General features: G+C 67.5%; 7 protein-coding genes, 1 tRNA gene and 1 pseudogene. 4 read left to right on the plus strand and 5 right to left on the minus strand.

All coding sequences use genetic code 11. The features are described from left to right. The 4 genes from Vau01_RS59655 to Vau01_RS59670 form a co-directional block, all read right to left on the minus strand. Positions 1-1754: lantibiotic dehydratase (locus Vau01_RS59655; protein ID WP_204013034.1), on the minus strand; the 1754-nt coding region annotated here is incomplete at its 3' end. Between the two features lie 150 nt (positions 1755-1904). Next, on the minus strand, positions 1905-3539 hold the full coding sequence (locus Vau01_RS59660) for a SagB family peptide dehydrogenase (protein ID WP_204013049.1): 1635 nt from the start codon (positions 3537-3539) through the stop codon (positions 1905-1907). Between the two features lie 37 nt (positions 3540-3576). Next, positions 3577-5436, minus strand: coding sequence for a TOMM precursor leader peptide-binding protein (locus Vau01_RS59665; RefSeq protein ID WP_204013052.1), 1860 nt, complete (start codon positions 5434-5436; stop codon positions 3577-3579). Positions 5437-5534: 98 nt separating this feature from the next. Further along, on the minus strand, positions 5535-7805 hold the full coding sequence (locus Vau01_RS59670; RefSeq protein WP_204013055.1) for a TOMM precursor leader peptide-binding protein: 2271 nt from the start codon (positions 7803-7805) through the stop codon (positions 5535-5537). Positions 7806-8048: 243 nt separating this feature from the next. Here Vau01_RS59670 and Vau01_RS59675 point away from each other — a divergent pair, with 243 nt between their 5' ends. The 4 genes and pseudogenes from Vau01_RS59675 (at position 8049) to Vau01_RS59690 (ending at position 12568) form a co-directional block, all read left to right on the plus strand. Then, a complete protein-coding gene (locus Vau01_RS59675) occupies positions 8049-8249 on the plus strand; it encodes a thiazolylpeptide-type bacteriocin (RefSeq protein WP_204013072.1) in 201 nt (66 codons plus the stop codon). A 130-nt stretch (positions 8250-8379) separates the two neighbouring features. Then, on the plus strand, positions 8380-10305 hold the full coding sequence (locus tag Vau01_RS59680; RefSeq protein WP_204013074.1) for a TOMM precursor leader peptide-binding protein: 1926 nt from the start codon (positions 8380-8382) through the stop codon (positions 10303-10305). Between the two features lie 39 nt (positions 10306-10344). Beyond that, entirely contained in the window at positions 10345-11118 is a 774-nt protein-coding gene (locus Vau01_RS59685) for an SDR family oxidoreductase (RefSeq protein WP_239153007.1), read from the plus strand. A 432-nt stretch (positions 11119-11550) separates the two neighbouring features. Next, positions 11551-12568 (plus strand): annotated as a pseudogene (locus Vau01_RS59690) (tyrosine-type recombinase/integrase). 146 nt (positions 12569-12714) lie between these two features. Here Vau01_RS59690 and Vau01_RS59695 read toward each other — a convergent pair. Continuing rightward, positions 12715-12788, minus strand: a tRNA-Ile gene (locus Vau01_RS59695). Positions 12789-13370: the final 582 nt, after the last annotated feature.

A 13370-nucleotide genomic window follows, 5' to 3' on the forward strand; every position in this document is an offset into this window, starting at 1 on the left:
AACGGCTTGCCCGCGTCGCCGACCTGGATGAAGAAGCTCCTGGGTTCGAGATCGAACAGGTAGTCGGGCACAAGGCCGGAGACCGCGTCGACGAACTCGTCGTCGAGCTCCACGTCGGTATCGGACGCGGCCGCCCGTGTCATGCGACGGATCAGTTCCTGCCGTGCTTCACTCATCGCGTCCACTTCGGGCAACCGCAGCCAGTTCGGGTCCGGTACGAATGCGCCGTTCTCGTCGAACGTCGGGCGCGATGTCACCTTCTGGTAGTGGGCGAAGTAGTCCTGGTGAAATTCGTGCACGAATCGGAGCACGTCATCGCACCGTCCGCCGATCCCGTAGCGGGCGGTGAAGAATCCGTGCAGGCTCAGCCGTTGCGGCACCGTGGAGTCGAACAGCGGCAGCAGACGCGCCAGTTGGCACAGGGAGGGGAGCAGCGATTGGTGCCACGCCTGCGGGTCGGCCACCGCGCCCGCGCCGGCGACGGATACGTCCTCGTACACCAGGTTGCTCGGCATGCTCGGGTTCGACGCGCCGAGCTGCCGTTGGGTCTCTTCCAGACGCACCCGGATCGTGTCGATCAGACTCCGCCGCGCTTCGTGATCGGCCGACGGATACTGCTTCGCCAGTTGTGAGACCTCGCCGAGCCCCTCTGCGGCGTCCCGTCCCCACGGCGTGTCCAGCCGCGCCAGACCATGCCGGAAGGACTCCACTGGATCGGTGTGGTGGACGTCGAGATGCAGACTCGGCGCCACGAGAAGGCCGAGCTGGAGGAGGCGCCTCAGGTACTCGCGCACGTCTTCGGGGGACCGGTTGTCCCGATCGGCCGCGCTGAGCAACTCGGTCAGCTTCCCGAAGGAGATGTCCGGCCGCTCACCCAGGACGGTCATGACCTCCTGGAGGAGGGTGCCCTGTGTGAGGTAGAAGAGGTTCTCACGCATGCTGTCCACGCCCGTCGGGGTGTCGTAGTCACCGACCACCCGGACCCGCCGCACGTAGCGCACCCGCTCCGTGTCCGCCCGCGAGCCCGACGTGAGGCGCACCGGCAGTTCCTGACGCAGTGCGAGCCGCTCGACGATGACGTCGATCAGGCGCGCCAGCGCTGCGATGTTCAGGCGAGCGTGGCTGTGCCACGGCACGTCCAGATCGATGGCAGGGAAGACGGTACCGCTGCCGGACTCGAACCGCCCGAGCGCGACCGCCGTGAACGTGCTGAAGGGGCTCGTCTTGCAGGCGATGCGGTACACGTACTCGAGCAGCGACCGCTCGATGCGGCGCGCACGCTTGTTCAGCGGCCCGGGTTTGGCGTTCAGGTAGGTCGGCAGGTAGCGGTCCAGCGAGGGTGACGCCAGCAGGACGCCGTTGCGCAGCCTGGGATCGCGTGCCAGGTCACGCAGATGCGCGCGCGCCACCTCGGCTTCCTCGGCCACGACGGCGGCGCCTCGCCGAAGCTCATCCTCGTAGGCGGCGCGCCGGTCCAGCCACCCGAGCAGAGCATCGCGGTTCCGGTCTTCGAGGTGTTCGGCGAGCGCCCTGGCCGAGGCCGGGTCCTTGGGCAACCGGCGGTTGAAGACGTCACGTCTCAACGCAAGGAGCTGACGTCGCCGGTGCTCGTCGGTATGGTCGGCAATGGAGTCCTGCAATGCGTCGGCGATGGTGTTCTTCGTTGTGTCCAACGCCGTCTCGGCCGCCAACACGGCATCGGCCCATTGCGTCCCGCGCGGGTTCGCCAGAGGCGCCACGGCATCGATCGGCATCCCGGACACCCGCAGTATGAACTGCGGTGTGACGATCCACTGCCTGCCGTTCGCGTGCCGTGCGGGATGGCCGTCGACCGTGGACGGTCCATTCGTGCCGAGCCTGGAATCCCTTTCTACCACTGGGATCACCTCCTCAAGTCGCTGAGATCAACTGAGCCGGAAGTGGAAGTCGGGGGCATTCCGCCGTTCATGTCCGAGCATGATGATCAACAATGGCCATTCCTGGTTGTCGCCGTCGCGGTCCGGGTCGTTCTGGCTGTCGATGTGCTCGACGTACGACACGTTGTCGAAGCCCAACGCGGCCCCGCAGCCGATGCCGATCGCGGCGGCGGCGAGATACATGGCCTGGGCGGCGGCTCCGACCTCGGCGTTGAGGACCCGGTATCCGCGCTGCCCGGTGGCTGCTAACACCGCGTGCGGCCGTGCCAGCACGGTCACGACCGCGGCGACCTGTTCCATGTTGTAGTTGTTCAGGAAGTAGGTGCGTTGAAGGAACGACGTGCTGACACCGACGCCCAGGGGCGTCAGCGTGTTGGTGGCGACGCTGTAGTCGTAGACATCCGGGGCGACGCCGTCGACATGGTTGGCGAAAACGGCCAGCCTCGTCAGCTCCGGCGTGCCGTCCGGATGTTTGACGTCCGACACGAGACGGGCCCCGAGCGTGCCCGCGCGCAGCACCGCACCGAGTTCGGCCTGTCCGAGACCGTCGTGGGCGCTGAATCGGCCGAAGCTGCTGCGGCGACGGCGCAGCGCGTCCCGCACCGTGGTCCGGAGCGGGCATGGTTCGGCCAGCGCGATGGCGTCGTTCCCGCCGCCGTCGTCGTGGCGCGGCCGCGCCGCCGCCAGCTGCTCGGCCGGCGGACGGTCGGCCACCTGAACGGTGACGGTCGAGTCGTGTACGCGCTCGACGATCGGATGCCGGACGACGGTTCGTGACCTTTCCATCGGGACAGCCGCAACTCGAAGCTCCGGGACGGCACCGTGTCGAACCGTCGACGGAGGGTTTTTGCCACAGGGCAGCGGCACGACGGCGAAGACGCTTTCTTCGTGCGTCCGTACGCCCAGCAGCCGGTTGAGTGCTTCCTCATCGAAGGTGAACAGCGGGCGCAGCGGTACACCGGCCGCGCGTGACCACAACTGCCACGTCCCCAACGCCGTGCCGACGTCCATCGTGACCGCGTGGTAGCTGAAGCTGCGGTACTTGAACGAGTTCTTCCAGAACTTGACCGTGACGAGGAGGAACTGGTCACTCGCGGTCTCCGCCGGGGCGATCGCGCGGCGCACCTGACCCGTGGCGTCGCCGATCAGTAGCCGCTGGACCCCATGCTGCGCCGGCGAGTAGTTGTAGACACCGGGCAGCGTCGGTCCGCTGGGGCCGGAGACCCAGTAGATCTCCAGCGGATACAGGCCACCGCCCGAGGCGGTGCCGCGAGACCAGACGGCGAGCGGATAGTACGGCAGTGCCATCGAGTCGTCGTTGGGGGTGATAGCTAGCCGCCGCCCACCGTACGCGTAGGAGTCCCGCAGCATCTCGTAGAGCATGGGCATGGTGAACGTGTCGTTGCTCTCGGGAAGCTGCCCGACCAGGCTCTCCTCGAGGGTGGCGAGCGCGATTCTCGCGGCCGGTAGCGGGACCGCGCCGATGCCCGGATAGACGTTGTGCTTCCGTGGCTGGTCGGCCCAGTCAGGCTTGAAGTCCCAGTCCTCCATCGGCGATCGGTTGCGGCGCACGATCGCGTCGAGGTACTGGCTCGCCGTTTCGATGGGATCCTCTGTGTCCATGCGTGACTCCATACGTGCGCGGTGCCGGCGGGCCGGTTCACGGGAAGGGATGCGGGGCCCGGTTGAGCTCCGAGGCTTCGAGATCGCGGTCACGCCACCCGATCCGGTTCAGGACAGTGCGGGTGCGCGTCATGTGCAATGCGCGTTGGCGGCTCCAGCCGAAGTCGATCGGCAACAGGCCGGGGATCACCACGCTCGCCGTGCGGATCGGGATCTCTTCCTGCTCGGGCGAGGTCTGGTCGACGACGATCAGATCGAAGCCGGCCTCGACCACGGACCGAACGCAGAAATTGAGGTCGTCCAGCAGATCGAGGGTGCGCGGTCGGGTTCGTTGCCAGTCCTGGTACACGGCCTGCACCGGGCGCGGGTCGGCCGGCCGTCCGTCGCCGAGCAGATGCGCGGCGTGGTGCGCCATCTCGGGAAGGCCGAAGAGCGCGGCATGATCGGACAGGGAAAGAACCCGATCGAACGCGGCCGCCCTCGTGGAGATCTCCCGCGCGTGCAACTTTGTGTAGTCGGCGAATTCCGGAATCGCGGACGCGACCTCGTACAGGCCGGAGGCGATCGCGGCTTCGGGGTCGAAACTGGCCCCGGAGCCGAAGATCAGCGTGCCCATGCCGCCGTCTCTGCGTTGGGCGACGACGATCACGACCGGAATCGGAAACCCGATCCTGGCGTCGAACAGACGGATGTCGTATCCGTACATCGAGATCCGGTCGATCATCAGACGGCTGCGGACGGTCGTGCAGCTGTGCGCGTCGACCTCCGGTAGCTGTGGCTTGGCGTACCAGGCGATCAGGAACGCGTCGCGTTCGATCAGTTCGAGGGCCGCATGGAGTATCGCCTCTTCAAGGCAGCCACCGGACGCACACCCGTTGGAGCACTCCTGGACGAATCTGCCGACCTGATCCACCAGGTGGTAGTAGGTGATCGACGCGGGAACCAGAACGGGACGCACGTCGCGCAGCGAGAAGCCCCACACCCACGGGATCGCAAGATCGGGGTGGAAGGGCACGTAGTGCCGGCTACCGGCGTAGAACTCGTCGGAGTAGAGGCCGCACTCGGCGGGATCGAGCGCCGTGTCCCTCAGGTTCCGGTACGTGTCGACCATGACCTTCGAGAATCCTCGGGGCTGCGTGCCGGCGATCCGTTCGTGGGCTTCCATCATTCCCAGGAGTGCGCTGCGGGCGTAGGAGTCGGAGTGACCGGCCCAGAGCGTCTCCTGGATGTAGCCGCCACCTCGAATGCCGAGGTGGCCTTTCACGTGGGCCGTCGTCGTGCTCGTCAGGCCCGGATCGGCGCCGGTACCGGCCACCCCGCAGACAGGATTGACGTAGGCGTCCTGTTCCAGGTCGTAGCCGGCGACCGGGTTGATGCGGAAGTCGTCGATCGATCGTTTCGTCCGGCTGCGGAGGATGACGCGCGCATTCTCGGCGCTGTCCTCGGTCGGAACACCGCATCGCGGGCACTGGGAGTCCGCGACGATTGGATAGCGTCGCACCGTCAGGTCCTTGAGCCGTAGCTCGTGCACGAACGGATGGCCGTGCCGGTCGGTGGGCCGTGCGGCCGGTGGCACATCTGCGGTGTGCCGTACCGATTGCCAGATGGCCTCCAACCCGAACCCTGTCAGGAACAGCGACGCGTGGTGCGCCGCGACCGGTCGTCCGCTCTCCAGGGCATCACGGACCACGCCGGTCCGGACCAGTTGCCACCGTCGTGCAAGGCAGAGGAAACAGGGTCCTTCCCCGCCGAGTGGGCCGATCAGTACGGTGCCGCCGGTCAGATAGACGGGCAGCACTCCGCGTGTGCCGGTATCCGGGATGTCGGGGTGCCGTGGCATTCCGGGGTCGGCCGACAGCATGTCGTGCGCGCCGAGCAGCGCCACGTGCAGCCTCACCGGGTGCTGACGTCGCCCGGCAGCCCGGATCAACCGGTCGTGAAGGTAGTGGGCGACCAGTCGCTGATCATCGGCGAGCACCTGTGGGACGCGGCAATTCATGTCGCGGGTCGGGTGAGGAGCACCCGCACCGTGCCCACAGCCGCCTGAGACCTGAGCTCGGGGGTCGTGGTTTCGACGACGAGTACGTCGCGACCGTCGTCGGAGAGCTCGTCGACGAGCTCGGCGGCGTTGCCGGGCGGGTTCCGGGAGGTGCCAGGTGAAGGATCATCGGACGCGTGCACGACGCGGGCGTCGAACCCGGGCAGGAACGGCCCGCCGAGGTCGACCTCGTCCGCTTCCGCGAGGTGATGCATCTGGACCAGTCCGGCAAGGTCCCGCAGGGCCGCGACGACTGCGGCTTCCCGGGACAGCGCAGCCCGTACGGTCCACAGCGGCTGCGGCGCATGATCCGGGGTGCGGGCGAGAACAACGCTGGCGTTTCGCCAACGTGAGATCTCGAGCACCTCCGGCGGGGCGTCGAGGTTGTCGAAGGTCCTCAGCAGGAACTCCAGCTCCGACCCCGCCGGAGGAGCCCCGCGGTCGATCCGACGGGGCTCGCTCCGCGCCGAAACGGCGTCGCGCAGAGCCTCGAAGGCGAGCGCTGACAACAGGCCCGTCCGGACGGCCTCGCCGATCGTCGCTCCGGCTCCACCGCCCGCGCCGCTGCGTTCGAACACCGCGTCGGAGTTGAGCGTCGAGAACGGGTGGACCGCCGCGGCCGGTACCAGCCGTTGCGCCCCGGTTATCAACGACGTCGCGGGAAGCCACGGGAGCGGTTCGTCTTCGTCGACCGCCAGCCCTGTCGAGCCGGACAGCTCGGTCGGGGACAGCGTGTTCGGCATCGCCGTCGAACCGGTCACCGCCCGTCGGATACTCGCGACCTGGCCGACATAGACGAGCAGCGCGGCGCGCAGCGCACTCCGGCGCGCGACCGGCAGGTAGTGCAGATCGAACGCCGTGATCAGCCGAGGCCGCATGCCGGTACCGGGCTGGGCACCGAGGCGAACTCGGCTGACCTTCAGCGGTGACTGGTCCACTGTCGCGTCGTCGAACGTCGACAGCACCCCGGTGTGCAAGCCGACCAGCTTGTCGGCCTCCGCCAACACCGTTCCGAGGCGCTCCCGGTCGTCTCGGGCGGCGCTGAACGGTCTCGGCACCTCCTCGTGGACAACCTGCGGCGTGACGGGCACGGCGGCCTCGAAGTCCTGGTGGTCCGCGCACGACGGGCAGAGCGGGTGGGGCCACAGCCGTTCGCGCTTGGACTCCAGCGTCGAGATGTCCTGGATCAGGACGCCGTGGTCCGTCTCCGCGTCGAACGAGCCGGTGACCAGTCGGAACAGATCGAAGGCGAGGGCATTGCCCACCATCGCCGCGAGCTGCGGGTTGAGCCGTGGGGCGGCCGGGGCGAGGTCCCCGCTCGCGATGCCGTGCCATAGGGCGGCCGCATCGCTCGGGTCGGCGTTGGCTCCGTAGCGGAGCATGGAGCACTGCCAACATCCGGCGGTCGCCGGGCGGGTGACCGGACCGATGATCACCTTCGATCCGATCGAGGTGGCGGGCAGTACCACCGGGCCGCCGGTCACGCCGGCGTGGACAAGCCGCCGGAGCGCGGCCAACCCGATGTCGTCGCTGGATGCGATCACAAAGTCGTAGGCGTTCAGGGCGTGTGACGCGAGGACCTCGCCCACCGTGAGGTCCAACGGCAGAACCATCGGGGGAGTCCCGGCCTCGGCCAACTCCGCCATGCACCCGGCCAGTCTCTCCCTGACGGCGGCGGTGTCCTCGGCCGGGTTGTTCGACGAGGAAGCGACAAGGCTCAGCGAACCGAGTCCGTTTCGGAGGAGGCTCTCCGCGGCTGCCCGGTTCACGCGACCGGTGCCCAGCATCAGCACCGTCGTGTTCCGAAAGCGCTGGAACCGTGCCGCGGACTCGTCGACGAAGTGCTCCACGTAATTCAGCTGCACGGAGAACGCCTCCGCGACGGCCGGATCGATGTCGACGTCGTTCGAGAGGTGTACGTTTCGCGCGAAACCCCGCTCGACGAGGGAGCGCACGAGTGAGACGGCCATCGCCTGCCGTTCGGGCGCCAGGTTCGCACACAGATCGCGGACCGTGTATTCACCTGTCAGATAGGGCGCGAGCGAGCACATGAAGCGGTACGCGAACTGTCCCTTGACAACGTAGACCTGGTCGGTGTTTCGTACGACGACCCCGTGGCCGATGTCGTAGAACAGCACATCGTGGCCCAGCCTGGGCCTGACGGCGAAGTCGTCGGCGCCCGGAGGACCTGTGTGTTTCCTTTCCGGCTCGAGCTCCGTCGCAGTCATTGTCGCGATCACTTCCTTAGCATTGATGCCGTGCATCGTGGTTGCGTGCCGGGACACCGGGATCCCGCGCAACCTCTCCGGCGGGTTGCCGTCCGTCCCGCCGAGGAAGAAGTATGCGTCCGACCGCTGGCGTTCTGATGGCGTCCACGAGGCAGCGGGCGCCATCGACGCGCCAGCGATTCGGTAGTGGATCGCTGCGATACTCGGCACCGGTAACCGCCCGTGCGGATGAGAGGAAGCTCCATGCAGACTGCAGAGAAGCCACTGTCGGGGCTGTTCCAGGAACTGGAACAGCTGGGGTCGGAGACCTTCGAGGTGTCGGACTACACCGACGTCGACATTCACCTGGCCAACGCCGCGGGTTCCACGAGCTGCTGTTTGTCCACCAGCTGCACCAGCACGAGCTGCAGCAGTGGAAACGGCCACTCGGGCTCTGAGTGCTAGCAGTTCGGCCGCGTGACAGTCGCCGGCTATCCGCGGACTCCGCAGGTAGCCGGCGTTTGTCGGCTGCGCAACCGTGGTGTGACGGACCGGGAGGATTCGTCGACCGTCATCCTCGCGCAAAGGAGAGCGCGTGACGGCGTCAGTGGAGCGGAGGACCGGTGAGCCGTCCGCATCCGCACCGGACATGCTTCTGGACTACCTGGCGCAGCGCCTGGACGAGGGATCGCTGCCGCACGTGCAGGCACTCGGTCTCCGCGATGCGACCCAGCTGCAGCTGCCAGAGTCGGGCCAGGGTCGTGATCTTGTTCCAATCTACTTTGCCGCGGGGTCAGCCATCCTCGGCCCGGTGGTCGCCGACCAACGCCGCTCGACCCCGTGCGGGCACTGCCTGGCGCTGCGGTGGCTGCGCCTGCGCCCCGCACCGGAACGTGACGCGATCGAGCATGGACGCCAGATGTGGTCGAAGAGTTCCTCGCCGTACCTGACACCGTTCGCGATCGAAGCGATCTGGCGATTGTGGAACCTCCTGCGGACGTCCGCCCGGAACCGCCAGGGCCAACGCCCAGGGATCGCCCCCGTCTACGAGCTGAACCTGCGGACACTACAGGTGTCTCGGTTCGACCTGATGATGGACGCCGCGTGTCGCGTATGCCTGCCGCGTGAACCGGATACCGCGGACCGAGCCGTCCTGGACCTGCGGCCGAGACCGAAGCCGGCTCCCGGCCGCTACCGGGAGCGTCATCTGCGGGACTACGACCTGCCGGTCTCGGCACTGGCGAATCCGGTCTGCGGCGTGATCGGTCGCCACGCGCACCGTGACGACCTGTCTCCGACCACGTCGCCGAGCTTCGGCTCGTTCCACTTCCGCAACAGCAGTGGTCTGCAGGAGATCCTGTGGACCGGACAGACCGATTCCTTCGGAACCAGTGAGATAAGCGGGCTCTTCGAAGGGCTCGAACGCTACGCCGGCCTTGAGCAACGACGGTGGTCCACGGTCACGGTCGGCACCTTCGACGAACTGTCCGACGAAGCGCTCGACCCCCGAGAGTGCGGGGTCTACGCCGACGAGGTCTACAAATCGGGTCGGTTCTCGCCGTTCGACCCCGCACAGGCAATTCCGTGGGTCTGGGGTTACTCGCTGCGCGACCGGCGAACGGTGCGGGTGCCGCAGCGCACCGCCTACTACGGCGGGGTGGAGCGTGACGGCAACTTCGTGATGGAGAGCTCCAACGGCTGCGCGAGCGGAGCAGGCCTTGAGGAGGCGATTCTGCACGGGATGCTGGAGCTGATCGAGCGCGATTCCTTCGTGCTCGCGTGGTACGGCAAGATGTCGCTGCCCGAGATCGATCCGGCCACGTGTCGGCGGGAGTCCCGCTTCATGATCGACCGGCTGCGGCTGTGCGGCTTCAACGTGCGCCTGTTCGACTCGAGAATCGATCTGTCGGTTCCGGTCGTGCTCGCGGTGGCGGTCCGTCGGGACGGGGGTCCGGGTACGTTGACCTTCGCGGCCGGCGCGGCCCTCGACCCGGAGGATGCCGTCGCGTCCGCGCTATCGGAGATCGCCTCTTTCGCGCCGACCATGCCGGATCAGTTCACCAAACGCCCGGATGAGGTCCGGGCGATGACCGAGGACTTCGGCAAGGTCCGCACGCTGGCTGATCATCCGGCGCTGTTCGCCACGCCGGGGATGGCGCACCATGCCGCGTTCCTGTTGTCCGAAAGGCGCCTGAACCCCATGGCCACGCTGTACCGGGACTGGGAACAGATCCGGCCACGAAACACGGACCTGCTGGCAGACGTGTGGTACTGCCGCGACCTGTTCGTCGATGCCGGTCTCGACGTACTCGTCGTCGATCAGACCGCACCGGAACAGGAACTGTTGGGTCTGCGGACGGTCAGCGTGATCGTGCCGGGTTTGCTGCCCATCGACTTCGGCTGGTCGCTGCAACGGGTCCTGCACATGCCGCGGACGCGTAGCGCACTCCGCCGTGCCGGATGGCGGGCCACCGACCTGGGCGACTCCGAGTTGCACCGGGTGCCGCATCCGTTCTCCTAGCTGGTCAGGTCATACGCACTCGAGAAATGAGAAAGCATCGTGAACGGACGCGTGCTGGACAACAAGGTCGCGCTGGTCACCGGCGGCAGCAGGGGCATCGGACGGGCCATCGCCGAGCGGCTCGGTCGAGAGGGGGCCGTCGTGGCCCTCACCTACGCTCAGGATCACGCCGCGGCCGGCGAGGTCGTCGAAAGGATCGGCAAGGACGGCGGCCGCGCGTTCGCGATCCGCGCCGAGTTGGGCAGGCACGGCGACGCCGCCGCACTGTGGGCCGCCTTCGACGCCGAGATCCGACGGCACTCACAGCAGGCGGGTGTCGACATCATCGTCAACAACGCCGGCCTCGTGAGCAGCTCTCCCCTCGCCTTTCTCACCGAGGGGGCGTTCGACGAAGTCTTCGCGGTGAACCTCCGTGCACCGTTCTTCATCGTCCAGCAGGGGCTCTCGAGAATGCGTGACGGTGGGCGGATCATCAACATCTCCAGCGGCACCGCCCGCAACGCCGTACCCGAGGTGATCGCCTACGCCTCCACCAAGGCCGCCCTCGACACCTTCACCCTCAATCTCGCCAAGCAATTGGGCCCGCGTGGTATCACGGCGAACTCGCTCGCGCCGGGGGTCATCGACACCGACGCCAACAGCAGTTGGCTGCGCGGCAATCCGAGAGCCGAGGCCCAGATCGCGTCGCTGGCCGCCCTCGGCCGCGTCGGGCAACCCGACGACATCGCCGGAGTTGTGGCCTTTCTCGCCTCCGACGACGCCCGCTGGGTGACCGGCAGGGTGATCGACGCTACCGGTGGTGCGGGATTGTGACCCGTCCAACGACGCGGTCCGCCCTTCGATCGCCCGGTCAGGATTGGGCGCGGTGCGCAACCCGGCCGACGCAGCACAGTGATGTCCCGCGCGGGCCGGTTGCGACACCCGCCGAACGCCGCGTTCGACAATGACAGTTGCCATCGACACGGGACCAGTCAACCGTTCCGTTGAGTAGCTCACGCCCGCGCTGAGGTCAGAACCCATCGGGCGCGGGGCAAAGCCCACCTGGCGTTCACATCGAAGGCCCGATCGAGTTAGAAACGTCGAGCAAACGTGGCCCGAGGCCGTGGGTCAGAATCCGAGAGTTCCGAAACGTATCGACGACCAGCGCCCAACCGATACTGCGCCCGCACCCGTTACCGCGACTACGACGGCAAGACCCGGGACGTCGAGGCCGTCGGCCCCACCGGCCCCGCCGCCATGCGGGCACTGAAGGAGCAGCTGCGCGACCGCGCCACCCCGAACGACGACGAGATCACCAGAGAGACCTACGTCAGCACGCTGGCCAACCTGTGGATCGAAGAGATCACCGCGGAGGAACACGCTCAGCCGCAGACCATCAACAACTACAAGACCAACCTACGAACCTCGATCGTGCCCGCCCTGGGCAACCTGCGCGTACGCGAGGCCACCGTGGGCCGCCTCGACACGTTTCTCCGCGAGGTCGCCAGGACCCGGCCGGCAGCGGCCAAGAACGCGAAGGTCGTCCTCGGGCAGATGTTCGCCCTGGCAGTCCGCCGTGGCGCGCTGTCGACCAGCCCCGTCCGGGAAACCGGCCGCATTCGTAAACCCCGGCGCACCGTGCGCGCCCTCGAACCCGAACACCTCGAAGGCGTCCGCGCGGCGATCCGCCACTGGCAACAGCCCACCCCCGGCAAGCCGACCTCGGCACACCGGCGACCTGGCCGACATCGTCGACCTCATGCTCGCCACCGGCGCCCGCATCGGCGAGATCCTGGCCGTGCGGTGGGAAGACACCGACCTCGGCGCCGAACAGCCGACCGTCACCATCTGCGGCACCATCGTCTACCTCAAGGGCACGGGCTTTAGCCGGCAGAATTGGACCAAGTCCGACGCCGGCTACCGGACCGTCATCGTGCCCCGGTTCGCGGTCGGGATGCTGTTGGCCCGCAAGCTCACCGCCGCCGACAACGCGCACGATGAGATCTTCGCCTCCCGGCGCGGCTCCTGGACGTCCCCGCACAACGTGCGCCGTCAGTGGAGCCAAGCCCGCGCCGACACCGGTATCGACACCGAAGACGCCGCCGCCCAGCTCGGGCACGGCAGCGAGGACGTCACCAACACGTACTACATCGTCAAGCCCGCCCTCGCCCCCGACAGCTCCCAGATCCTCGAACAGCTCGGCGCCAGCCCGACGACAACCAGCCCCGAGCGCCGCGACCATGGGCCTCCCGGGCCGCGTAGGCGCGCACGAATGAACGCCTGACGCCCGCAGCGCGGGCAGACCCACCCGCCGAACGAACGTGGCCGCGCCCACGCGTCTTGTGGGGGATTTCGGGAGGTGGTTCAAAATCGCATAGACAAACTCAAAGGCCCTGACCGGCGTTCTTACTGGTCAGAGCCTTGATCATGTGGGGCAGACGGGATTTGAGCCCGCGACCGACGTCTTATAAGGACGTTGCTCTGACCCGTTGAGCTACTGCCCCGTGAGTCCGACGGCGCGATAGTCCCGGAGCGGCGAGGCCCTAGACGATCGGCGCGTACGTCGGACGTGTCGACGAGGCAAGGTATGGAGCGGCGTGAACCGGCGACGGCTACGTGCTGAGCGTCGTGCGGGTCGGCAACCACGTCCGCAGCATAGTCGATGCGGCACCCATCGATGCGGCACCAGTGCAAGCGGTGGCGAGGTGTTCAAGCGCTGCGCGGTGATGTCGGTGTCCGGTGGGATGTGCATGGGCGGCAACCGCGTCAAGGTCCGGCCACGGCCGATCCGGCCGAGGTCTACCGCCAAGCGGCCTCAACTCACCTGGCACCTCGAACACCAACGGCGCGGGCGGAGATCGATCCGCCGCGCCGTTGCCGACGACGCTCGACCACACCGGCTTGGTCCTGGCCATCGACGGCTGACAACGAGCGACAGCAATGGCTTGACGATCCAGAGTGGGGTATCTGTTCGGACCATGTCGACCCTGCGTGCTCTGGTTCTCGTCTGTTCGCTCAAGAAGTCCCGGGCGCGGTCCAGCTCCGAACTGCTCGGGCCTGTGCGACAGCAGTCGATCACGATCTCC

Source organism: Virgisporangium aurantiacum (genome assembly GCF_016863635.1).
In the GTDB taxonomy this organism is placed as follows: domain Bacteria; phylum Actinomycetota; class Actinomycetes; order Mycobacteriales; family Micromonosporaceae; genus Virgisporangium; species Virgisporangium aurantiacum.

What these genes read in the sequence shown, in the direction of transcription:
- Vau01_RS59660 (WP_204013049.1), bottom strand. Translation starts at nt 3,539, where the DNA reads ATGGACACAGAGGATCCCATCGAAACGGCGAGCCAGTACCTCGACGCG.
- Vau01_RS59670 (WP_204013055.1), bottom strand. Translation starts at nt 7,805, where the DNA reads ATGACTGCGACGGAGCTCGAGCCGGAAAGGAAACACACAGGTCCTCCG.
- Vau01_RS59675 (WP_204013072.1), top strand. Translation starts at nt 8,049, where the DNA reads ATGCAGACTGCAGAGAAGCCACTGTCGGGGCTGTTCCAGGAACTGGAA.